This is a genomic window from Pseudoalteromonas sp. TB51, from assembly GCF_000498055.1.
In the GTDB taxonomy this organism is placed as follows: domain Bacteria; phylum Pseudomonadota; class Gammaproteobacteria; order Enterobacterales; family Alteromonadaceae; genus Pseudoalteromonas; species Pseudoalteromonas atlantica.
In genome coordinates, this window is sequence record NZ_AUTO01000264.1 from 1 (window position 1) to 23327 (window position 23327).

Genomic DNA, 23327 nt, shown 5'->3' on the forward strand with positions numbered 1-23327 from the left:
GTCGGGCCAATAAAAAACACAAAGGCCATTAATGATACGGCGAGTGTCATGTTTATTATAGATAAACGCTTCACACCTTTATCCATACCTGCCACCACAGAAAACGTTGCCGCTGCGGTAATAATAACAATAGCGGTAATTTGTACCGTGGTATTAATAGGGATGCTTGGCCATAAGTAGTGCAGCCCGGCATTAATTTGAGTAACCGAAAGTCCTAACGTTGTGGCAATACCAAATAGCGTGCCTAATATGGCAAACACATCAACAGTGTGCCCAATAGGGCCATATATTTTATCACCAATAAGTGGATACAAGGCTGAGCGAATAGACAGCGGAAGGCCGTGGCGAAATGCAAAGTAAGCAAGCACTAAACCAACAATCCCATAAATTGCCCATATATGAAAACCCCAATGAAAAAATGCAATTTGCATAGCCTGCTTAGCGGCATTAACGGTTTCTGCGGCGCCTGCCGGCGGAGATGCATAATGGAGCACGGGTTCTGCTACACCAAAATAAAGTAATGCGACTCCGTAACCGGCCGAAAATAGCATGGCAAACCATTCACCAAAGCTGTATTGGGGTTGCGCATGATCAGGACCCAGCTTGATATTTCCCCAGCTGGAGGCGGCAACACAAACGATGAAAACTAAGAAGATGGCAACTGATAACATATAAAACCAGCCAAAGGTTTCTGTTATCCACTTGAGGGCGACACTGAATGCTTGCCCTGCCAGTTCAGGGTTGCTACTTGTACCAATGACCAAAAGCAGAATAATAAATACCGCGGGCAAAAATACCGGTAGCAAAATAGTTGAGCGTAAAGCAGTTTTTGTCATATTAATCCTTAATATTAATTGCTAACTTTCAAGTATGCTTTACTACCTTATTATATCTTGGGTGTGTTGGCTAATTCAGTCGTTTGTTTTGTATACGTATATTGCTTTGAATTAAGGTTGAGTTGAGCACAGAGAAACCCAACGGTTTAGCTATTTAAGAGATAAACTCTAATCTAAACAAAAAAGCTCTAAACCCAAAGGGTTTAGAGCTTTCTATATTTTGCTAAAACGCTAAGCTTTAACATGTCGTTGGGTTTCGTTTCACTCAACCCAACCTACGTTTAACACCAATCAGCTTAGGGCTTACAGCTAAAAGCTTATAGCTTCTTTTAATCATCAATTGAGCGTAGTAGGGCGTTGATGCCTACTTTTTTGCGTGTTTGTTGATCAACTTTTTTAACGATAATTGCAGCGTATAGGCTGTGAGTGCCATCTTTTGATGGTAATGCACCTGGCACAACTACAGCGCCTGCTGGTACTCGGCCGTAGTGAATTTCGCCGGTTTCACGGTCGTAAATACGGGTGCTTTGGCTAATGTAAACGCCCATTGAAATAACAGCGCCTTCCTCTACTACTACACCTTCAACAATTTCAGAGCGAGCGCCAATAAAGCAGTTGTCTTCAATGATGGTAGGGTTAGCTTGTAGTGGCTCTAAAACGCCGCCTATGCCCACGCCGCCCGATAAGTGTACGTTCTTACCAATTTGTGCACACGAGCCAACAGTTGCCCATGTATCAACCATGGTGCCTTCATCAACGTAGGCGCCAATGTTCACATACGATGGCATCAGTACTACGTTTTTACCTACAAAGCTGCCTTTACGTGCTACCGCGTTAGGAACTACGCGCATGCCACCTTGCTGAAACTGCTCCGGTGTGTAGTCGCTAAATTTAAGCGGTACTTTATCGTAAAACTGATTTACGCCGTCGTTCATTGGTTGGTTGTCGCGAATACGAAATGATAGTAAAACGGCTTTTTTAAGCCATTGGTGTACGACCCATTCGCCTGATATTTTTTCAGCAACACGGGCTGCACCGCTATCAAGAAGCTCTAGTGCGTCAATAATCGCTTGTTTTACATCGCTAGATACACTGCTTGGGCTAATGCTATCGCGGTTGTCCCAGGCGTTTTCTATCATAGTTTTTAAATCTGACATGGTGTGTCCTTATTCTGTTTCGGCGTTGAATTTTTTACGTAATGCCTGATGAATTTTGGCTTGCTCTTCATCAGTCAGAGCTTGGTATTCGTTATTTGATACGACAAAGAAATCCTCTGCACGTTCACCTACCGTTGTAATACGGGCTGCGTGAATGTGTAATAAATGCGCTTGGAAAACTTCGGCAATTTTAGTAAGTAAACCGGGTATATCAACAGCTTGAATTTCTATTAGGCTGCGATCTTTACGTGCATGAGGGCGCAGCACTATTTTAGGTTTAATATTAAAGTCTTTAAATCGTTGCGAGCGATTCTTTTTAAAGCGTATTTTTTTACGTGGTTCGCTAAGTGCTTGCTCAAGCCCACGTTTAATTGACTGAGCACGGCTACTTGCAATAGGGTCGCCGCTCACTTCAAGTATTACAAAGTTAAATAGGGCGTAGCCATCTTTGGTAGTAAGCACTTGAGCGTGTTGTATTTGCGCCTTTTTAGAACCAATTACGCTAACCAAGCGAGCGAATAACGGCCCAGAGTATGGGCTATAAGCAAACACTTGCGTGCCACCATGCATTGCTTTATCAGAAACAATAACACTGGGTAGGCTTAAGTCTGCGCATTTTAATAGGTGCTCGGTTTGCCATGATATTTGCTGCTCGCTAAAGGCAGTAAAGTAATTGGCTTTAAAGCGGCTCCAAATCAAATCAATTTGGTTTTCTAGGTAGCCCAAATTAAGTAAGCGCTGTTTAGCTTGGTGTTTTTTATCGCGTATTTGGTCGCGTTGATCCATTGGGTTTTCAAGCCCTAGGCGTAATGCGCGCTGAGTATGCAAGTATAACTCGCGTAGTAGGGTGTTTTTCCAATCATTCCATAAGTTGTCGTTGGTTGCGCGTATATCGGCAACGGTTAAACAATAGAGGTAATCGAGTTGGCGCTCTGTTTTTACGCGTGAGGCAAAGTCTTTAATAACACCTGGGTCATTTATGTCTTTACGCTGCGCAGTAACCGACATAAGTAAATGGTTACCAACTAGCCACGATATAAGCTTGCCATCAGATGATGGGAAGCCATGTAATTTAGAAAAAGCAATGGCATCCACTGAGCCTAGCTCTGAGTGATCGCCGCCTCGTCCTTTAGCAATATCATGAAAAATACCCGCTAAATAAAGCAGCTCAGGCTTATCCATACGAGTTACTATTTCACTACAAATAGGAAACTCGCTCACTTTAGATTTATCAAAATATTGGTAAATATTATTGATTAATTTATGGGTGTGCTCATCTACTGTGTAGGCATGAAATAAGTCAAATTGCATTTGCCCAAATATATTACGCCACTGCGGTAAATACGCGGCCAACATGCCGTGTTTGTGCATGAGCGTGAATGCGCGGCCCATGCCGTTTGGGTGTTTTACAATACGCATAAATGCCTCGCGACACGCTGCGTAATCCTGTAAGTCACCTAATAGGCGCCTGCGTACTTGCCTAATGGTACGAATAGTACTTGGGTAAATATGGGTAATTTCGGGGTTGTCGGCAATATGCTCAAACAAAACAAAAAGTTGATCGCGTCTAAAAAATACCGATGGGTTTTTAACCCTAATTTGGTGCCCAACGCGTTCAAAGTCTTTGTCTAACTCAATCACTGGCGCTTCGCTGCTCTCTGGCATAATACTTTCTTCAAAGTACGATAGCAGCATTTGGTTAAGCTCGCGTACGCGGCTCATTATTCTAAATAAGCGTTTCATCATACGCTCAACCGAGGCTTTACCATCGCTACCAAAGCCAAGTATTTCAGCTGTGTGTGGTTGATGGTCAAACAACAAACGGTTTTCTGAGCGCCCAGCGGCTAAATGCAGTGCAAAGCGAATATTCCAAAGGTTTTCTAGGCACTCCGAAAGCTCCTGAAATTCTTCATGCGTTAAGTAGCCGTGGCTAATTAGCTCTTGTAGGGTTTCGGCTCTAAAGTGCTTTTTAGCAACCCAAATAATGGTTTGTAAATCGCGAAGGCCACCGGGGTTTTCTTTTATGTTTGGCTCTAGGTTGTAAGCAGTACCGTGGCACTTTTTATGACGTAGGTTTTGCTCTTGCACTTTGGCTACAAAAAATTCGCCTGAGCGCCAAACGGGGGTTTCTATAATATGCGTTTTGAGTTTTTCAAACTCAATGTGATTACCAAAAATGAGCCTGCTTTCGAGCAAGCTGGTGGCAAAGGTAACGTCTTCACGTTTTTGCTCTATGGCTTGTTCAATGGTACGCACGCTGTGGCCTATCTCTAAATTGAGATCCCATAGCATGGTAACAAACTGGCCTATTTTTTCGCATATTTGCTCGCTAGGCGGCTGCGTAACAAGCAATAAAAAGTCAATGTCGGAGTAGGGGTGTAGCTCGCCACGGNTACCCGCCCACGGCAATAAGGGCAAGGTCAGGCTCGTGAGCTAAATCGTAAACATGAAACAGTTTAATTAGCAGGCGGTCTATAAACTCAGCCCGGGCATTAATTAAATTACCAACTGGTTGCTTAGAAAATTCGTTATGTAACCACTTATAAAAATAGCTAGAACAATCGCGATAATCGCTCAGTTGCTCAGCATCGCTAAGCAACTTTTTTACTTTGTTGGGTAATGCCACGTGGGCTGGCTCCTTATTGAACCGTTAGCATTGATAAACAACCTGAACGTTAAGTAATAAGTCTATCCCCAGCGGCTATTTTTAGTGTTAACAGTGTTGAATCCACTTGCAAATAGGCTCGCTATTTGGCGCGTCAATTCGATTTGTTTTCACTGAAAATCTCCGGCTTGGGAAAAATAAATTAAATATTACATATAATTCAGTATGTTATTAAATATATTAACCAGATTTGAGGTTAAATACTTTTATCAAGTGGCTCGGTTTTTATTAGTGTTCGATAATCCTGTCGATAGTATCATCTGATCGCAGCGTTAAAATTTCAACACCATTTTCAGTCACTAATAGGGTGTGTTCCCACTGTGCAGACAAACTACGGTCGCGTGTAACTACAGTCCACTCATCTTTTAAAAGTTTACACTGGCGCTTACCTGCGTTAACCATTGGCTCTATTGTTAAACACATACCGGCTTTAAGTGTTTCGCCAGTACCTGCTTTACCGTAGTGCATTACTTGAGGCTCTTCGTGAAATTCGCTACCAATACCGTGGCCGCAGTATTCACGTACAATTGAGTAGTTAAAGCTCTCTGCGTATTTTTGAATTGCTTCACCAATATCGCCTAAGCGCACTCCTGGTTTTACCATTTTAATGGCAAGGTATAAGCTTTCTTGTGTTACTTGTGCAAGGCGCTTACCTTGAATGTTAGGCGTACCTACATGAAACATCTTTGAGGTGTCGCCGTGGTAACCGTCTTTAATTACAGTTACATCAATGTTGACACTATCGCCATCTTTTAGTGGTTTGTCATTTGGAATACCGTGGCAAATTACATGATTTACAGAGGTACAAACCGACTTAGGAAAACCGTGGTAATTTAGTGGCGCAGGTATGGCATCTTGCACATTTACAATATAATCATGACAAATTGTATTTAGCTCATCAGTAGTCACACCTGGCACTACATGTGGTTCAATCATTTCAAGTACGTCTGCCGCTAAACGCCCGGCTACACGCATTTTTTCAATTTCTTCAGGGGTCTTGATCACAGCGCTCATTGAGGCTCCAAAGTTGCGTTTTTTAACATTTATCGTCGCACAAATTTTGCACGCGACGTTGAGTATTTAATTTTAATATGGTATAAAGCGCGCCGTCTTTTTACAAATAAATTCTTAAATGATTTTTTGTATTTAAGGCAAACACAATTTTATTTTAACACACACACGTATCGTCACATACACTTGGGTGCATTTGAAGTTTAAATACTTCGGTGTTGGTGCTATGGGATATGTGGAGGCCTAACCCTAAACTACATAGAGGATTTACAAAATGGCAAACGTTTCAATGCGCGATATGCTTCAAGCTGGTGTTCACTTTGGTCACCAAGCACGTTACTGGAACCCTAAGATGAAGCCTTTCATCTTCGGCGCACGTAACCGTGTACATATCATCAACCTTGAGCAAACAGTACCAATGTTCAACGACGCACTTAAGTTTTTATCAAGTGCTGCTGCAAACAAAGGTAAAGTTCTTTTCGTTGGTACTAAGCGCGCAGCAAGCGAAGCAGTTAAAGAAGCTGCTTTACAAAGCGACCAGTTCTTCGTTAACCACCGCTGGTTAGGTGGTATGTTAACTAACTGGAAAACAGTTCGTCAGTCAATCAAGCGTCTTAAAGACCTTGAAGCTCAAAGCCAAGACGGTACTTTCGAGAAGTTAACTAAGAAAGAAGCGTTAATGCTTACTCGCGAAATGGAAAAGCTTGAAAAGAGCCTTGGCGGTATCAAAAACATGGGTGGCCTTCCAGACGCTATCTTCGTTATCGATGCTGATCACGAGCACATTGCTATCCGTGAAGCAAACAACCTAGGTATTCCAGTTGTTGCAATCGTTGATACTAACTCTAACCCAGACGGTGTTGATTACATCGTACCTGGTAACGATGATGCTATCCGTGCAATCAACCTTTACACTAGCTCTGTTGCAGCTGCTATCACTGAAGGTCGTGAGAACAACATCGTTGCTCAAGCTGAGAAAGACGACTTTGTAGAAGCTGAGTAATTAGCTGTCATCAAGTCTTCATCTTTTTAAGGTGAAGACTTGCTATTCTTGTAGAGCGGTTTACCCGCTTATCTAATACCTGATTTCAGATTTGAGGATTTACTAATGGCTGTAACTACTGCCCTAGTTAAAGAATTACGCGAGCGTACTGGCGCTGGCATGATGGATTGTAAAAAAGCGTTAACTGAAACTGATGGCGACATCGAGTTAGCGATTGAAAACATGCGTAAGAGCGGTGCTGCAAAGGCTGCTAAGAAAGCAGGTAACATTGCTGCTGAAGGTACTATCATCATCAAGCAAAACGATGGTGTTGCAGTACTTGTAGAAGTTAACTGTCAAACTGACTTCGTAGCAAAAGACGAAAGCTTCTTAGCGTTTGCTAACAAAGTTGCTGACGCTGCTATCGCTGAAACAGTCACTATCGAAGACTTACAAGCTAAGTTTGAAGAAGACCGTGTTGAGCTAGTAACTAAGATTGGTGAAAACATCAACGTACGTCGTCTTCAGTACATCACTGGTGAAACACTTGTTGAATACCGTCACGGTGAGCGTATTGGTGTTGTTGTTGCAGGAGTTGCTGATGAAGAAACACTTAAGCACATTGCAATGCACGTTGCTGCTTCAAACCCAGAGTACTTAACGCCTGAAGATGTACCTGCTGACGTTGTAGAAAAAGAAAAGCAAGTTCAAATCGACATCGCGATGAACGAAGGCAAGCCTGCTGAAATCGCTGAAAAAATGGTTGTTGGCCGCATGAAGAAATTTACTGGTGAGGTTTCTCTTACTGGTCAAGCTTTCATCATGGAGCCTAAAAAATCTGTTGGCGAAATTCTTAAAGAGAAAAACGCAACAGTTACTAGCTTCGCACGTGTAGAAGTTGGTGAAGGTATCGAGAAGAAAGAAGAAGATTTTGCTGCTGAAGTTGCTGCTCAAATTGCAGCTGCAAAAGGCGAGTAAGATTAACTATTTGTGATGCATAAGGAAATTAGATGCCATTAAAGTACTATTTGCTTTTGCGTCACGCTTAGAAATTCTTTAAAATAACCGCGCTTTTATGTTTATCATAAGCGCGGTTATTTTTTACCCATAATTTAATAAAAAGTTGGCCCCAATACTATGACTATCAATCGTAAACCTATTTTTAGACGTGTTCTTCTCAAATTAAGTGGTGAAGCTTTAATGGGAGACGAAGGCTTCGGCATCGACCCAAAAGTGCTAGATCGTATGGCCCAAGAAATTAAAGAGCTGGTAGAACTCGACGTAGAAGTGGGTTTGGTTATCGGCGGTGGTAACTTTTTACGTGGCGGATCACTAGCAGAAGCTGGCATGAACCGCGTAGTTGGTGACCACATGGGTATGCTTGCAACCGTAATGAACGGCCTTGCAATGCGTGATGCACTACACCGTGCATTTGTTAATTGTCGTTTAATGTCGGCAATCCCTCTAAACGGTGTATGTGATGCATACAACTGGGCTGAGGCAATTAGCTTATTAAAATCTGGCCGCGTTGTTATTTTTGCAGCAGGTACGGGTAACCCGTTCTTCACTACCGATTCTGCTGCGTGTTTACGCGGTATTGAAATTGAAGCCGACACTGTAATTAAAGCGACTAAAGTTGATGGCGTATTTAGTGATGATCCGGTTAAAAACCCAGAAGCCACGCTTTACCGTCACTTAAGCTACAATGAAATTATTGATAAAGAACTAAAAGTAATGGATTTAGCGGCGTTTACACTCGCTCGCGATCATAATATGCCACTGAGCGTATTTAACATGAATAAATCAGGCGCCTTAAAACGCGTAATTATGGGTGAAGAAGAAGGCACACTTATCTCTTCACAAGCCTCAGATGAAGTAATCAAATAATTAGGATTAAACCGTGATTAACGATATTCAAAAAGATGCGCAAGAGCGCATGCAAAAAAGTGTAGCAGCACTAGGTAGTCAACTATCAAAAATTCGTACAGGTCGTGCTCACCCAGCAATTTTAGACGGCATTATGGTATCGTACTACGGTGCTGATACACCGCTTAACCAAGTGGCTAATGTAACGATTGAAGACTCTCGTACGCTTGCTATCGGCGTATTTGACAAGTCTTTAGCGCAAGCTGTAGAAAAAGCAATTATGGCGTCTGACTTAGGTTTAAACCCGATGTCTGCTGGTACAGTAATTCGCGTACCACTTCCTCCGCTTACAGAAGAGCGTCGTAAAGATTTAATTAAAATTGTACGTGGCGAAGTAGAAAGCGGCCGTGTTGCTGTGCGTAATATTCGTCGTGACGCTAATGGCGATGTAAAATCTTTATTAAAAGATAAAGAAATTTCTGAAGATGAAGCGCGTCAAGCAGAAGATACAATTCAAAAGCTTACAGATAAATTTATCAAAGAAATGGATGCACAACTAACAGCGAAAGAAGCTGAGTTGATGGAAATCTAAACAGCTAAATAACCTCAATGCAGGTTATGAAATATATTAGTTTTGAAACGCCGTCTAGGGTATACTAGGCGGCGTTTTTTTATGGAATACTCAATATTTATGGTTCTAGACGCTGATACAATTTCACAGCAATGTTTACCTAAACATGTTGCCATCATCATGGATGGTAACGGGCGTTGGGCGCAAGCTAGAAATAGACCTCGTGTGTTCGGGCATAAAAAAGGCGTGGACGCAGTTCGTCAATCTGTTCAGTTTTGTACTAAATTAGGGATACAATCGTTAACCTTATTTGCTTTTAGTAGTGAAAACTGGCGCCGCCCCGAAGACGAAGTAAACACTTTAATGGAGCTTTTTTTGTTTGTTTTAACAAAGGAAGTAAAAAAGCTTCATAAAAATAATGTAAAACTGACCATTATTGGAGATTTATCACGATTCTCTGAAAGTTTACGTAGCAAAGTAAACGCTGCGCATGAGCTAACAGCAGATAACACCGGTTTGCATTTAAACGTGGCCGCTAATTATGGCGGTAGATGGGATATGGCAAATGCAGCAAAGCAACTAGCACTACAAGTTGCAAACGGACAACTCAAGGCAGAGGATGTTACAGAAGAGCGCTTAGCACAGCATATGAGCATGGCAGACCAAGCGGAGCCGGATTTACTAATTCGCACGGGTGGTGATGTTCGTATTAGTAACTTTTTACTATGGCAAGCTGCTTATGCGGAACTTTACTTTACCGAAACTCTTTGGCCTGATTTTAATGAAGCAGCATTTGCTGAGGCCATTGCGTGTTACGTTGCCAGAGAGCGGCGTTTTGGTTGTACGGGCGAACAAATAAAACAATTACTCGCTCAAACCTAAAATAGAATAAGGGTCACTATTTTGTTAAAACAACGAATTTTAACCTCGGTTGTATTAGCGCCGTTAGCGCTAGCCTTGGTTTTTTATACTCCACTAACATTGTTTAGTTATTTTGCCGGTATTATTGTTTTACTTGGCGCGTGGGAGTGGTCTGCTTTTATGGGCCTATGCACAAAATTAAAACGTGGTGCGTTTGTCGTGTTAATTGGCGCGTTATTGGCGCTGCTAAATTTACATTGGCCGATTGAATCACTGTGGCAAAACGGCCAGCTGGTCGGGGATGCAAATTACTTATTTACGCTCTCGTTTGCTTGGTGGATTGTGGCCAGTTATTTAATTTGGCGCTACCCAGCCATGGCCAAAGCATGGAACGAAGGCTTGGTAATGCGCGGCATTGCCGGGTTGCTTACTTTAATCCCACTTTGGCTTGCACTCAATACCTTACGTAGCGCGCAATACGCTGAATCAACGCACTTTGGCTCGGTACTGATTTTAGTGGTACTTGGTATTGTGTGGAGCGCCGATGTAGGGGCTTACTTTACAGGCAAAAGTTTTGGTAAGCACAAGCTTATGCCAAAGGTGAGCCCAAATAAAACCATCGAAGGCCTAGCAGGCGGTGTGGTTGCATCAATTATATTTGTTTTAGCTTTTTGTCACTTTACCGGTGTGGATTTTGCTGTATGGCCTATTTATGCCGTAATGACCGCCTTTATAGCTTTGTTTTCGGCTGTCGGTGATTTACTCGAAAGCATGTTTAAACGTGAAGCCGGCCTAAAAGACAGTGGTCGCTGTTTACCCGGCCACGGCGGTATTTTAGATAGAATTGACAGCTTAACCGCAGCAGCCCCAATGTTTGTAATGTGCTATGCATGGACCTTGAGTTTATGAGCCAACAGCAGCAACTTGTTATTTTAGGCGCTACAGGTTCAATTGGGTTAAGTACATTAGATGTTATAGCACGAAATAAAGCGCTATTTAACGTATTTGCCCTCACTGCAGGCCACAATGCAAAAAAAATGGCTGAGCTGTGTATTGAGCACGAACCGTTATATGCCGTTATGGCCACACAAAGCGCTGCAGAGCAATTATCATCGTATTTAAATAATACGCCATGCCAAACCTTAGTAATGCATTCACAGCAGGCTATGAGCGATTTATGTGCGCATCCCGATGTCGATACCGTCATGTCAGCTATTGTTGGCGCTGCCGGCTTACTGCCCACACTAAGCGCCGTTGAAGCAGGTAAAAAAGTACTGCTTGCCAATAAAGAATCGTTGGTTATGTCAGGGCAGTTGTTTATTGATAAAGTAAAACAGCATAAAGCCACGTTGTTACCTATTGATAGCGAGCACAACGCTATTTTTCAGTGCTTACCTCATTCACTTCAAAACGCAAACGCTGATCAAAATTTACAAGAGCATGGCGTAAGTAAAATATTGCTTACCGGCTCTGGTGGACCATTTTTAACGCGCGATATAAATACCTTAAAAGAGGTAACGGTTAGTGAAGCCGTCGCTCACCCTAATTGGTCTATGGGGCAAAAAATATCGGTAGATTCAGCCACCATGATGAACAAAGGGCTTGAATTTATTGAAGCTAAATGGCTGTTTAATTGTGACACCAGCGATATTGATGTGGTGATCCACCCGCAAAGTATTATTCATTCTATGGTGCAATACCACGATGGCTCCATTTTAGCGCAAATGGGTAACCCCGATATGCGCACACCTATTGCACACGCACTCGCTTACCCAGATCGAATTAACGCGGGTGTAAAACCACTCAACTTTTCGGATATTTGTGATTTTTCGTTCACAAAACCTGATTTTGCGCGTTATCCAAATTTACAACTTGCTATTGATGCGTGCAGCGCAGGGCAAGGCGCAACCACAACGGTAAATGCAGCAAACGAAATAGCGGTTGCGGCATTTTTAAAAGGCCAAATTGGCTTTACTGACATTTATAAAATTAATGCACAAACGCTTGATGCGGCCACATTCACTAACGTACAAAGCCTAGATGAAATATTAGCGTGTGACCAACAAGCCCGTCAACGTGCAGCGGATTTAATAACAAAAGTGACTCATTAATATGTTAGATTTTTTTTGGAATCTTGGCTCGTTTATTTTAGCGCTGGGCATTTTAGTTGCTATTCATGAATATGGGCACTTTTGGGTGGCCCGTAAAATGGGTGTTAAAGTGCTGCGCTTTTCGATTGGTTTTGGTAAACCGCTTTTAAAGTGGCACGATAAATACAATACAGAATACGTAATTGCCGCTATTCCGCTGGGTGGCTACGTTAAAATGCTTGATGAACGCGTGGATGAAGTGCCTGAAAATGAGCGCCATTTGTCATTTAACGCTAAATCGGTTCAGGCCCGTATAGCCATAGTGGCAGCCGGCCCGCTGGCTAATTTTTTATTTGCTATTGTGGCGTTGGCGGCTATGTACATGGTGGGCGTGCAATCGGTAAAACCTGTAGTGGGTAGTATTACCGAAGGTAGCAGAGCAGAGCAGGCGGGCATTATGCCCTCTGAACAAATTATTAAAATTGGTGATGACACGATTGCCACCTGGCAAGATGCAACTTTTGCACTTATGTCGAGCTTAGGTGAGCAAAGCGTGCCCGTAGTAGTGCGTAACGAAAACTACCAAGAGCAAACAAAAATGCTTAACGTAGAGGGTTGGAAGCTCGATCAGCAAGACGTGCCGCCACTGAGTTCGTTGGGTATTGTACCGTTTAGACCCCAAGCCACATTAACCATTGCGGCTATTACTAAAAATTCAGCAGCCGAACTGGCTAATTTGCAGGTTAACGATACGATTATCGCTGTAAATGGTGAAACAATAAGCGATTGGCAGCAATTAGTTAATCTTATTACGCAATCGGCTAACAAATCTTTACAATTTAGTGTAAAAAGACAAGATAGTATAAATAGCGTAACAGTAACGCCTAAATCGCGCATTAATGAGCACGGTATTGAACAAGGGTTTTTAGGTGTTGCGCCGGTTGTTCAACCTTGGCCTGAGGGCTATGTTGAAACCCGAAGCTTTGGTCCGCTTGATAGTATTGCTCGTGGTACCCAAGAGACCTGGCGCCTTATAACGCTTAGCTTTGACATGATTGGTAATTTAATTACAGGTCAGGTTTCGGTTAAAAATTTAAGTGGCCCTGTGGGCATTGCAGTTGGTGCAGGAACTAGCGTAAGCTACGGGCTAGTCGCCTTTTTAAGCTTTTTAGCGCTAATAAGCGTTAACTTGGGTGTATTTAATTTATTACCTCTGCCAGTGCTTGATGGTGGACACTTAATGTATTACATAATTGAACTTTTCCGTAAAAAGCCGGTCTCTGAAAAGACACAAGAATTTGGTTTTAAAGTGGGCGCCTTGCTGCTCATATTTTTAACATGTTTCGCTTTGTTCAATGATGTATCGCGTTTGTAGTTACAGCGTGACAATTACTAATTAGAACACGATTGTAAGCATCACTAATTATTAGTTTTGATGTTAAGCGGTAATACAGTTGTAAAGGATAAAGATAATAAAATGGCTATAAAAAAACATTTGGCAGTTTCAAGTTTATTGGGTGCAAGTTTTGCAGCCCTGGGCCAAAACTCCTTTATTGTTGAAGATTTAAAAATTGAAGGTTTGCAACGTGTAGCACTTGGTGCAGCACTAACGCATGTTCCTATCAATGTGGGCGATAACGTTGATGACTATACGATTTCAAAAACAATAAAGTCACTTTATCGTTCAGGTCACTTTGACAACATCAAAGCGTTACGCGATGGTAATAACGTTATTTTTAAAGTGACTGAGCGTCCTACTATTAGCTTTATTGAGTTTGAAGGCAATAAAGATATAAAAGACGAGCAGCTTAACGAATCGCTCGATCAGCAAGATATTCGCCAAGGTGAACCGCTTGATAAAACCGTTATCGATAATATCGAAAAAGGGTTGGTTGAGTTTTTCCACAGTATTGGTAAATACAATGCCACCGTTGATATTAGCGTAACTAAGCTGCCACGTAACCGTGTAAAGCTTAAGCTAGAATTTGACGAAGGCGAAGCCGCCTCTATTCGTCAAATCAACTTAGTGGGTAACGAATTATTCTCTAACGAAGAGCTTTTAAAGCTTGCTGAATCGCAACAAGATTTACCGTGGTGGCAGTTTATGGGTAGCGACCGTTACCAAAAACAAACCATTGAAGGCGATTTAGAAAAAATTCGCAGCTTTTATTTAGACCGCGGTTACTTACGTTTTAATATCGATTCTACGCAAGTATCAGTAAGTCCTGAGCGCGAATCTGTGTATGTAACTGCTAACTTAACAGAAGGTGTTAAGTACACAGTTAAAGGTTTTGACTTTATCGGTGATTTACTTGGCCGAGAAGAGCTAATCAAAAGCGTTATCCCACTTCGCGCCGGCGAACTTTACAATGGCTCAGTGGTGACCTCATCTGAAGAGTTTATCAAAAGCTATCTAGCGCGCTTTGGTTATGCCAATGCCGAAGTACGCACAATTCCAGAAATTGATGATGAAAAACAAGAAGTGCAACTTACGCTGTCGGTAAATCCGGGCAAGCGTGTGTACGTACGTCGTATCATCGTTGGTGGTAACCAAAATACTGCTGATGAAGTACTTCGCCGCGAAATGACACAACTTGAAGGTGCATGGTTATCTAATCAAAACCTTGAGCGCTCAAAGCTGCAAATTCAGCGTTTACCATACATGGAAACTGTTGACTTTAACGTAGTACCAGTACCGGGTGTAGATGACCAAGTAGACGTAGACTTTACAGTAAAAGAGCAATCGGCTGGTAGCTTTAACGCGGGCTTAGCGTATGGCTCATACGCAGGGCTTCAGTTTAATATTGGTGTGACCGAATCTAACTTTTTAGGTACGGGTAATCAAATTGGCTTAAACTTAAATACCTCTACTGGTTCTGAAAGCATTAGCTTGTCGTACACCGACCCTTACTTCACGCCAGATGGTGTATCTCAAGGTAGCAGTATTTTTTACAACAACTACGATGCCAGTAAATTTAGCTTGGTAGATTATAAATCAACAAGTTACGGTATTGGTACCAATATTGGTTTCCCAATTGATGCGGTAAACCGTGTTAACTTTGGCGTACGTTGGATTCAAGAAGAACTTTCAGAAATTGCCGAGTACGAACAAACACGTGTACTACGCGAAACCTTCTTAGATGAAGAAAACCCAGATGCTGGCTTTGACTTTACTAAATATGAGCTAAGCGTTGGTTGGTCGCGTATCACAGTTAACCGTGGTTTATTCCCAACAGCGGGTTCGCGCCAAACATTAAATTTAACAGCCACAACGCCTAACTCTGATCTTCAGCATTTTAAACTGAACTACGATTCGCGTTTTTACTGGCCAATATCGAATGACCACCGTTGGGTGTTCTCAACACGTGCAGCGCTTGGTTACGGTAATGGTTATGGGTCAACAAACGGTTATGAGCAAACACTGCCATTCCAAGAGTTCTTCCGTATAACGGAAATGGAACTACGTGGCTTTGACCGTAATACTATATTGCCGCGTGCTGTATCACGTGTTCCTTTATCAATCCCTGGTACGCCAGGTGCTGATGGTACTACAACCGGTAGCATTGGTGGCTCTGATGAGTTTGATATTTTAGTACCACAAGGGCGTATTGGTGGTAATGCAAAAGCGGTTGCAGGTATGGAGCTAATTGTACCTACGCCGTTCTTAGATGAAGAAAACACCAGTTCTGTACGTACCAGTTTCTTTGTAGATGCTGCCAACGTATGGGATACTGAATTTAACGTTGACCGTTTCCAAAACTTAGCGCCAGATGAGCGTGCTAAGTTAGATGATTACTCTGATCCAATGCGCTTTAGGGTATCAACCGGTTTATCTTTACAATGGATCTCTCCAATGGGTCCAATGCTGATTAGTTTTGCGTATCCATTGCAAAAAGAAGAAGATGACGATACAAAGACCATCAGCTTTAATATTAGTAACACTTTCTAAAGGAGTTTTTTGTGAAAAAATTATTTAAATCAACAGCAGTAGCCGTGTTAGCAACATTGATGATGGGTACCTCTGCAAGTGCATTTGCCCACAAAGTAGGCATTGTTGATATGCAAGAGATCTACAAGCAAATTCCTCAAATGGCTAAAATTGAGCAGTCTTTACAAACTGAGTTTGCTGAGCGTCGTCAAGAGCTTGAAAAACTACAAGGCGACATTCGCTTTGAAGCAGAAAAATTTAAGCGTGAAAGCACTACAATGAGCCAAGCTCAAAAAGATGCACTACGTGATAAAATTCAAGGCATGCAACAAAACCTTGCTGAAAAAGGTCGTCCTTTAGAGCAAGAAATCAAAGCACGTCAAAACCAAGAGCTTGCTAAAGTTCAGGGTTTAATTATCAAAACAATTGAAGAAATTGCTAAAGATGGCGACTTCGATGAAGTTAAAGTTAAAGACACTACTATTTACTTTAACCCTAAAGAAGTAACTGATCTTTCAAGCAAAGTTGTATCAGCAGTTAGTAAGAAATAATCACTCTATGCAAAATTATACGCTTTCGCACATTGCGGAACTTCTAGGCGCCGAACTTCAAGGTGATGGCGCTTTAGAAATTACAAAAATAGCTACACTTGCAAATGCCCGTTCTGGGCATATTGCATTTTTAGCGAACTCAAAATATCGTACGCAGCTTGAAACTACACAAGCCAGCGCTGTTATTCTTAGCGAAGCCGATGCACCGTATTTTAGTGGCGCAAAAATCATTGTTGGAAATCCGTATGTGAGCTACGCAAAGCTTGCACAATTTATGGATACAACCCCGCAAGCGGCGCAGCAAGGTATACACGCTAGTGCGACTATTCACCCAAGTGCAACGCTAAGCACAAGTGCTGCCATTGGCGCAAATGTTGTTATAGAAGCCGGTGCAGTGATTGGTGATAACGCACAAATTGGTCCGAACAGTTTCATCGGTGAACGTGTTAAAATAGGTTCTGGCACAAAGCTTTGGCCGAGTGTGACTATTTATCACGATGTTGAAATTGGCGCTGATTGTTTATTTCAAGCAAACAGTGTGGTTGGCAGTGACGGATTTGGCTATGCAAACGAGCGCGGGCAGTGGGTTAAAATTCCTCAGTTAGGCTCTGTGATTATCGGCGACAAGGTAGAAGTGGGCGCAAGCACAACAATTGACCGCGGCGCACTCGATAACACGATTATTCATAGTAATGTGATCATCGATAACCAATGTCAAATAGCACACAACGTTGAAGTTAACTCGGGTACTGCAATTGCAGGCTGTACTGTACTAGCAGGTAGTGTAACCATTGGTAAAAACTGCCAAATAGGTGGCATGACCGCAATTAATGGTCACATGTCAGTATGTGATGGTGTTATAATTACCGGCATGAGTATGGTGACTAAATCGATCACCGAGCCGGGTATTTACTCATCTGGTATGCCCCATACAACTAATAAAGAATGGCGTAAATCAATTGCCCACTTGCGTAATCTTTCAGACATGAAATCACGTCTCAAAGCGCTTGAAGCATTGGCTAAGTCATAACGTTGAACACTAATAAGGATGCTATTTTGGCAAACGAATTAAATAGCCTTGATATTCAAGAAATTTTAAGTTTATTACCACACCGCTACCCGATGCTTTTAATTGATCGTGTAATTGACTTTACGCCTGGCGAGTCACTTCATGCGATTAAAAATGTATCGGTTAACGAGCCTATTTTTACTGGCCACTTTCCAAATCAGCCAATTTTCCCTGGTGTGCTAATATTAGAAGCCATGGCGCAAGCCACCGGTTTATTAGGATTTAAAACAGTAGAAAACCGTAGCGATAACGAGCTTTACTTATTTGCTGCAGTAGATAACGCACGTTTTAAACAGCCAGTTATACCGGGCGATACAATGCATTTGCATGTAGAGTTTTTAAAAGAGCGTCGCAATATATGGAAATTTGCCGCTGAAGCAAGAGTCGACGGCAAGGTTGTATGTAGTGCCGAAATTATGTGTGCGAGAAGAGAGTTTTAATAGTGATCCATTCTACAGCAATAATCGAACCTGGCGCTAAACTAGGCAACAATGTCTCAGTTGGTCCATATAGCTATATTGGCAATGATGTTGTGATCGGTGATGACTGTATTATTGAGTCTCACGTTGTTATTAAAGGGCCATCTACTATTGGCTCTGGCAATCATATTTTTCAATTTGCGTCAGTAGGCGAAGCCTGCCAAGACAAAAAATATAACAACGAACCAACCACTCTTATTATGGGCGATAACAACGTTATACGTGAGTGTGCAACCATTCACCGTGGTACTATTCAAGACCAAGGTGTTACTAAAATTGGTAGTAATAACTTATTTATGGCGTATACCCACGTTGCTCACGATGCCGTAATTGGTAATAACGTTATATTTGCTAATAACGCAAGCGTTGCAGGCCACGTGCATGTAGGCGATTGGGTTATTTTAGGTGGTAACTCAGGTGTGCATCAATTTTGTAAAATTGGTGATCACGCATTTATTGGCATGTACTCAGGCGTTAATAAAGACGTACCGCCATTTGTAACCACCATTGGTATGCCAGCAGGCCCTGCTGCGACCAATAAAGAAGGTATGAAGCGTCGTGGCTTTGAAAGCGACGAAATTATGGCTGTACGCCGTGCTTATAAAGCGTTTTATCGTAAGAGCTTAAGTGTAGACGAAGCAATTGCCTCACTAAGTGAAGATGCCGCTAAGTATCCTGCGGTACAAACCATGATTGATTTTGTGAAAAGCTCTGAGCGCGGTATCGTAAGATAAGCGCCTTGTGCTTTAAAAAAAAACCACCTAAGAGTAATCGACGGTGGTTTTTTATTGCCTATAAAATATTTTAATTCAGTACACACTCAGCCACGTAAGGTTAACCTTTGCGCGAATTTTTATAATTAAAGCGCATCTATGTCTTTTACTAAGTTAATTTTTACCCTCAGTTTTTTATCAATTTTAGCTGCGTGTAGCAGCCAACCTATAGTTNTGGCGAGCGTACTCAGTTAGGTAAAGCCTCTTATTACGCTAATAAATACCATGGTCGCACAACAGCAAACGGCGAAACATTTAGCCAAAACGCATCCACTGCTGCGCATTTAGAATTGCCCTTTGGTACAAAAGTGAAGGTTACAAACTTGGCAAATAACAAATCGGTGATCGTGAGAATAAACGATAGAGGCCCGTACGTTAAAGGGCGGGTTATTGATTTATCGTTAGGTATGTTTAAAAAAATTGCCGACCCTAAAGTCGGCGTTATAGATGTATCAATCAGCGTATTAAATGATTAACTTGATCTCTGGATAATATATCTATCTCAAGCAGCTATTTTTAGCGCTAACTGCGTTGAATTTTCTTGCAATAGGCTAGCTATTGACGCGTAAATTCGCCTTGTTTCCACTTAAAATTTCTAGCTAGAAAAAAACAGAATTAAGTTTCATTAATATTCGGTTGGTTAGTAAATCTCTTAACCAGAGTTCAACCTAAAACCGAGTAGTTAAGGCAACATAATCGGAATATGTTTCGCTAAGCTCTTTATGAGTGCCTTGCGCTACAAGGCTGCCATTTTCTAGCCAAATAATGTTATCCATTTGCGCTAAAAGAGCAGGGTCGTGGGTAATGGTAAGTACGCTTGCGTTACTCATTACCTGCATAATAGCGCTCATTACCGTTTGCTTAGATTGGTTATCAAGCCCTTCAGTAGGCTCATCAAGTACTAAAATGGCAGGGTTTTGTAATAAAGCTTGCGCAATGGCGATGCGCCTTGACTGGCCTTGAGAAACACTTCTCCCACCTGTACCTAAACGGGTTTTTAATCCATCTTGTAGCTCATTAAACCAAGGTTTTAGCTGTGCAAGGTGAATGGCTTCAAGCATTTCTTCTTTTGTGGCGCTTGGCTTTGCATAGCGTAAGTTTTCACTTAATGTGCCATCAAAAATATGATGCTGCTGCGCGAGTATATTAATAACGCTTGCGCGGGTGTTGCTGCTTAGTGCGTGGAGTTCTTCTGCGTTATTTTCATCGCTTAGCCTAATACTGCCTTGCTGCACAGGCCATAAACCGGTGAGTAAATTAACCAAGGTGCTTTTACCACTGCCGCTTCTGCCTACAATCGCTACTTTTTGCTGTGCCTTAAGGGTAAAGCTGATATTAATTAAAGCACTGTGCTCCTGGTATTTATAGCCAATGTTATTAAACGCCAAAGTTGTATTGTTTTTATCAAACTGCATCTCAACTAACTCAGCGCTATTAGCTTCTTGCGCTGTGACTTTATCTTCCAGTGTAAATAGTCGCTCAGCGGCTTTGAGTACAGTGGGCAGCTCTATAAATGCATTAGGCAACAGTAATACAGTTTCAAAGCTTGCTAATACAAATAGGCTTAACATTGCAAGCTCAACATTTACCATAGCGCCGCTGTAAACCAAAGGCACAATAGTGACTATGGCGCCAAGCATAGCTAGCTGCACAACCAGCAAACTTAAACCGTCGCTATTTGCGAGTGCTTTATGGCGACTATAAAGTTGTTGGTTATATTGCTCGTTTAGTTCATTACATTTTGAAATTTGCCCAGCACGTGCCTGATAAATACTCAGCTCTCTAAGGCCGGTTAGGGTGTCAGAAAGCTCTGCTCTAAGTTGTGCACTGAGCTGTGTTTCTTTATGGCTATTTTTATTTAATTTAGCACTTAACAGCGCAGGTAAAACAACACCAATTAATAAAATGCCTATAAAGCAAATAAGCGCAACATTGGCGTTATAGGCCGCCATAAACACCATAATTATGGGCACACTCAACAGCGCTACCAGCATAGGTAGTAATATGTTTAAGTAAAACTTATCAAGCGCATCCACATCATTTTGTAAGCGGTTAACTAAATCGGCGCTGCGGCTCATTGCTAAATCTACATTGTTTAGCTTACTTAGCGTGGCAAACATATTAACGCGTATTTCACTAAGCAATAAAAACGTCGCGTTATGTGTTACTAAGCGCTCACCATAGCGTGATGCAGTTCGTACAATCGCTAAAAATCGAATGGTTCCAGCAGGTGTAAAGTAATTCATTTGTACGCCTGCGATACCTGCTGCCGCCATTGAGGCTAAAAACCACCCCGATATAGCTAATAAGCCCACGTTTGCAAGTACCGTTAACGTCGCTAAAAAAGTACCAAGTAACATGGCTTTATAATGCGGTCGGCAAAGCTTTAATAGCCTAATAAAATTAGTCATTGTTTGCTCCTTGCGCTTGTAAATTAAGGAGTGATTTAAATGCGCCTTGTTGCTGCTCAAGTTGGCTGTAAGTACCCTGCTGTGCTATTTCGCCATTTTGCATAACAAGGATATTGCTTGCGTTTTTCACCGTATTTAGCCGGTGGGCAATGACCAACACTAAGTGGTTTTTAGCGTATTTATTTATAGCCTGCTGAATAAGCTGCTCGGTTTGGCTATCAAGGTGGGCTGTCGGTTCGTCAAGCACTAAAATAGGCGCTTGTTTTAAAAACGCCCGTGCAAGGGCTATACGCTGCTTTTGACCGCCAGAGAGTCCTTCACCTTGCTCACCTATCAGGGTGTCGAACCCATTCTCTAACGTGTTTATAAAATCTAAGGCGCCCGCTTGGTGTGCCGCTTGCTCAAGCTCTAGTTGCGTAGCGGCTGGCTTGGCTATTTTTATGTTATCGCTAATGCTTTGATAAAAAAGCGTTGGGGTTTGCGGGATCCACGCAATTGCGTTTTGTAATGTACTCATGCTTGTAGCATCAAGTGGTTTATTATTAATGCTTATTTGTTCAATCACCTGCGGATGAAACCCTAATAAACAATCAAATAAAGTGCTTTTACCTGAGCCACTAGCACCTACTACTGCCACTAATCCTTTAGCGGGTAGCGTAAGGTTTATATTTTTTATGCCTTCGTTACTGTTTGGGTAGGTAAAGTTTAAGTTGTTTATGTTTATTGAGCTTATATGCTCCTCAAACTTTGTTTCATGTTGCTGTGACTGCTCAGGAAGTGGGGCATTTAAAATAGTGACCATATCGGCCGCAGCGCTTATACCTTGCAAGCGGGCATGGTAGTGGCTGCCCAATTGGCGCAGGGGTAAGTAAAATTCTGGGGCGAGTAGTAAAACAACAAAGCCGGTTGCAAAATCAAGCGTGCCAAAAAACAGTCTAAAACCAATGATTACCGCCACCAATGCCACACTAATTGTGGCTAAAAATTCCAGCGCAAATGATGATAAAAAGGCAATTTTTAAAACACCGAGTGTAGCGTGTCTAAAGTCATCAGAAATTTTGGCTATTTGTTTAAGCTCTTGTTGCGTTGCGTTAAACAATTTAAGTTGTGTTAAACCTTGTACGCGGTCAAAAAAGTAATTACCTAGTACGGCCAGTTGCTGCCATCTTTTTTGATTTAACGCCTCGGCCTTTGAGCCAACCAAAATCATAAAAAACGGAATAAGCGGGGCGGTTAATAAAAATATTAAGCCTGCTTTATAGTCGGTTGGAAAAATAACCACCAATATTGCCAGTGGAATAAGTGCGCTATAAGCAACGCCAGGCAAGTATTTAGCGTAGTAGTCGTGCAGTGCTTCAACGCCATCGTGCACGGTGTTGAGCGTTGCTCCTTGGCCGTGTTGTTCAATATAACTTGGGCCAAGATGCGTTAATTTGGTTAATAAGGTTTGGCGCATAGCCGACTTTATTTTAAGTGCCGCATAAGCACTGAGCCTTTCACTGATAGCTAAAAACAGGGCTCTGAGTAAAATAATACCCGCAAGTGGCCAAAGAAAGTGGGTTACTTGGCTAAGGCTTGCACCTTCAAACATTACGTTATGAATAGTTTGTGCCAGTAAATAGGCGCCTGCAATCATTAAAATAGCGTTAAATGTGCCCAGTGCAATACTTAACTTTAGCCATGCACCCGCAGGCTTACTTTGCCGTTTTAAAAAAGCGCGCAGAGATTGCTGCTGCGCGCGATTTGGTCGGGGATTAGTCGTCATCTTTTGTGTTGTTAGCTTCGTTTAGTAAATCGTGCATCGGTTGTTCATCATCAGCTATGCTGTTTTTATTTTGATGAAACTCGTACCACATTACATTTATAACACCTAAGGTACAGGCTAAAAGTACACCTAAAATCCAAGCGAAATACCACATAATTTAGTCTCCTTAGTAGCTACCGTGCGTGTTGTTTTCAATTTCGTCTACCGTTACTCTGCGCCACATTTTTACGTAACACCAGGTGGTGTAGGCCAAAATTAACGGAATAAATATAACAACAGCAACAAACATAATATTAAGCGTTCTGTGGCTCG

Annotated in this window: 19 protein-coding genes and 3 pseudogenes; 14 read left to right on the top strand and 8 right to left on the bottom strand. The window is 42.0% G+C overall.

Annotation, left to right across the window (positions count from 1 at the left end):
* From L650_RS0115540 to map, 4 genes and pseudogenes are all read right to left on the bottom strand, one after another.
* Positions 1-836 (bottom strand): BCCT family transporter (locus L650_RS0115540; RefSeq protein ID WP_029773683.1); only part of this gene is annotated, 836 nt, incomplete at its 3' end.
* Positions 837-1165: 329 nt separating this feature from the next.
* Positions 1166-1993: a 2,3,4,5-tetrahydropyridine-2,6-dicarboxylate N-succinyltransferase gene (gene dapD, locus L650_RS0115545; protein WP_029773684.1), complete on the bottom strand. Its 828-nt coding sequence runs from the start codon at positions 1991-1993 to the stop codon at positions 1166-1168.
* Positions 1994-2002: 9 nt separating this feature from the next.
* Positions 2003-4619 (bottom strand): annotated as a pseudogene (gene glnD / locus L650_RS0115550) ([protein-PII] uridylyltransferase).
* 267 nt (positions 4620-4886) lie between these two features.
* Positions 4887-5705, bottom strand: coding sequence for a type I methionyl aminopeptidase (gene map / locus L650_RS0115555; RefSeq protein ID WP_223230592.1), 819 nt, complete (start codon positions 5703-5705; stop codon positions 4887-4889).
* A 238-nt stretch (positions 5706-5943) separates the two neighbouring features.
* Here map and rpsB point away from each other — a divergent pair, with 238 nt between their 5' ends.
* The 14 genes and pseudogenes from rpsB (at position 5944) to L650_RS0115625 (ending at position 19315) form a co-directional block, all read left to right on the top strand.
* Positions 5944-6672 carry a 30S ribosomal protein S2 gene (gene rpsB / locus L650_RS0115560; RefSeq protein WP_004586918.1) on the top strand — a complete coding sequence of 243 codons (729 nt, stop codon included), beginning with the start codon at positions 5944-5946 and terminating at the stop codon, positions 6670-6672.
* Positions 6673-6777: 105 nt separating this feature from the next.
* A complete protein-coding gene (gene tsf, locus L650_RS0115565; RefSeq protein WP_029773685.1) occupies positions 6778-7629 on the top strand; it encodes a translation elongation factor Ts in 852 nt (283 codons plus the stop codon).
* A gap of 159 nt (positions 7630-7788) precedes the next feature.
* Positions 7789-8538: a UMP kinase gene (pyrH, locus tag L650_RS0115570; RefSeq protein WP_039972186.1), complete on the top strand. Its 750-nt coding sequence runs from the start codon at positions 7789-7791 to the stop codon at positions 8536-8538.
* A 13-nt stretch (positions 8539-8551) separates the two neighbouring features.
* Positions 8552-9109, top strand: a complete 558-nt coding sequence (gene frr, locus L650_RS0115575; RefSeq protein WP_004586921.1) for a ribosome recycling factor — start codon at positions 8552-8554, stop codon at positions 9107-9109.
* A gap of 81 nt (positions 9110-9190) precedes the next feature.
* Positions 9191-9970, top strand: coding sequence for an isoprenyl transferase (locus L650_RS0115580; RefSeq protein WP_004586922.1), 780 nt, complete (start codon positions 9191-9193; stop codon positions 9968-9970).
* 21 nt (positions 9971-9991) lie between these two features.
* Positions 9992-10858, top strand: a complete 867-nt coding sequence (locus L650_RS0115585) for a phosphatidate cytidylyltransferase (protein ID WP_004586923.1) — start codon at positions 9992-9994, stop codon at positions 10856-10858.
* Entirely contained in the window at positions 10855-12060 is a 1206-nt protein-coding gene (ispC, locus tag L650_RS0115590; protein WP_029773686.1) for a 1-deoxy-D-xylulose-5-phosphate reductoisomerase, read from the top strand. The genes L650_RS0115585 and ispC overlap by 4 nt, the downstream gene beginning before the upstream one ends.
* 1 nt (position 12061) lies before the next feature.
* Positions 12062-13414, top strand: coding sequence for a sigma E protease regulator RseP (gene rseP, locus L650_RS0115595; RefSeq protein ID WP_004586925.1), 1353 nt, complete (start codon positions 12062-12064; stop codon positions 13412-13414).
* Between the two features lie 102 nt (positions 13415-13516).
* The gene (bamA, locus tag L650_RS0115600; protein WP_029773687.1) at positions 13517-15988 is read left to right on the top strand and encodes an outer membrane protein assembly factor BamA; all 2472 of its coding nucleotides are present in this window, start codon (positions 13517-13519) and stop codon (positions 15986-15988) included.
* Between the two features lie 11 nt (positions 15989-15999).
* On the top strand, positions 16000-16518 hold the full coding sequence (locus L650_RS0115605) for an OmpH family outer membrane protein (RefSeq protein WP_004586927.1): 519 nt from the start codon (positions 16000-16002) through the stop codon (positions 16516-16518).
* 7 nt (positions 16519-16525) lie between these two features.
* A complete protein-coding gene (gene lpxD / locus L650_RS0115610; RefSeq protein ID WP_029773688.1) occupies positions 16526-17548 on the top strand; it encodes a UDP-3-O-(3-hydroxymyristoyl)glucosamine N-acyltransferase in 1023 nt (340 codons plus the stop codon).
* Positions 17549-17574: 26 nt separating this feature from the next.
* Complete coding sequence (gene fabZ, locus L650_RS0115615) at positions 17575-18027, top strand: 3-hydroxyacyl-ACP dehydratase FabZ (RefSeq protein WP_004586929.1); 453 nt, start codon at positions 17575-17577, stop codon at positions 18025-18027.
* A 2-nt stretch (positions 18028-18029) separates the two neighbouring features.
* On the top strand, positions 18030-18800 hold the full coding sequence (gene lpxA, locus L650_RS0115620; protein ID WP_029773689.1) for an acyl-ACP--UDP-N-acetylglucosamine O-acyltransferase: 771 nt from the start codon (positions 18030-18032) through the stop codon (positions 18798-18800).
* A 138-nt stretch (positions 18801-18938) separates the two neighbouring features.
* Positions 18939-19315: pseudogene (locus L650_RS0115625) on the top strand (septal ring lytic transglycosylase RlpA family protein).
* A gap of 192 nt (positions 19316-19507) precedes the next feature.
* Here the strand turns inward: L650_RS0115625 and cydC are convergent.
* From cydC to L650_RS24145, 4 genes and pseudogenes are all read right to left on the bottom strand, one after another.
* A complete protein-coding gene (gene cydC, locus L650_RS0115630; protein ID WP_029773690.1) occupies positions 19508-21250 on the bottom strand; it encodes a thiol reductant ABC exporter subunit CydC in 1743 nt (580 codons plus the stop codon).
* On the bottom strand, positions 21243-23015 hold the full coding sequence (cydD, locus tag L650_RS0115635; RefSeq protein ID WP_029773691.1) for a thiol reductant ABC exporter subunit CydD: 1773 nt from the start codon (positions 23013-23015) through the stop codon (positions 21243-21245). Before cydD ends, cydC begins: the two co-directional genes overlap by 8 nt.
* Positions 23005-23169, bottom strand: a complete 165-nt coding sequence (gene cydX / locus L650_RS0115640; RefSeq protein ID WP_004586934.1) for a cytochrome bd-I oxidase subunit CydX — start codon at positions 23167-23169, stop codon at positions 23005-23007. Before cydX ends, cydD begins: the two co-directional genes overlap by 11 nt.
* Positions 23170-23181: 12 nt before the next feature.
* Positions 23182-23327: pseudogene (locus L650_RS24145) on the bottom strand (cytochrome d ubiquinol oxidase subunit 2); the annotation flags it as partial.

What these genes read in the sequence shown, in the direction of transcription:
- dapD (WP_029773684.1), bottom strand. Translation starts at nt 1,993, where the DNA reads ATGTCAGATTTAAAAACTATGATAGAAAACGCCTGGGACAACCGCGAT.
- rpsB (WP_004586918.1), top strand. Translation starts at nt 5,944, where the DNA reads ATGGCAAACGTTTCAATGCGCGATATGCTTCAAGCTGGTGTTCACTTT.
- tsf (WP_029773685.1), top strand. Translation starts at nt 6,778, where the DNA reads ATGGCTGTAACTACTGCCCTAGTTAAAGAATTACGCGAGCGTACTGGC.
- pyrH (WP_039972186.1), top strand. Translation starts at nt 7,789, where the DNA reads ATGACTATCAATCGTAAACCTATTTTTAGACGTGTTCTTCTCAAATTA.
- L650_RS0115580 (WP_004586922.1), top strand. Translation starts at nt 9,191, where the DNA reads ATGGAATACTCAATATTTATGGTTCTAGACGCTGATACAATTTCACAG.
- ispC (WP_029773686.1), top strand. Translation starts at nt 10,855, where the DNA reads ATGAGCCAACAGCAGCAACTTGTTATTTTAGGCGCTACAGGTTCAATT.
- rseP (WP_004586925.1), top strand. Translation starts at nt 12,062, where the DNA reads ATGTTAGATTTTTTTTGGAATCTTGGCTCGTTTATTTTAGCGCTGGGC.
- bamA (WP_029773687.1), top strand. Translation starts at nt 13,517, where the DNA reads ATGGCTATAAAAAAACATTTGGCAGTTTCAAGTTTATTGGGTGCAAGT.
- lpxD (WP_029773688.1), top strand. Translation starts at nt 16,526, where the DNA reads ATGCAAAATTATACGCTTTCGCACATTGCGGAACTTCTAGGCGCCGAA.
- cydC (WP_029773690.1), bottom strand. Translation starts at nt 21,250, where the DNA reads ATGACTAATTTTATTAGGCTATTAAAGCTTTGCCGACCGCATTATAAA.
- cydD (WP_029773691.1), bottom strand. Translation starts at nt 23,015, where the DNA reads ATGACGACTAATCCCCGACCAAATCGCGCGCAGCAGCAATCTCTGCGC.
- cydX (WP_004586934.1), bottom strand. Translation starts at nt 23,169, where the DNA reads ATGTGGTATTTCGCTTGGATTTTAGGTGTACTTTTAGCCTGTACCTTA.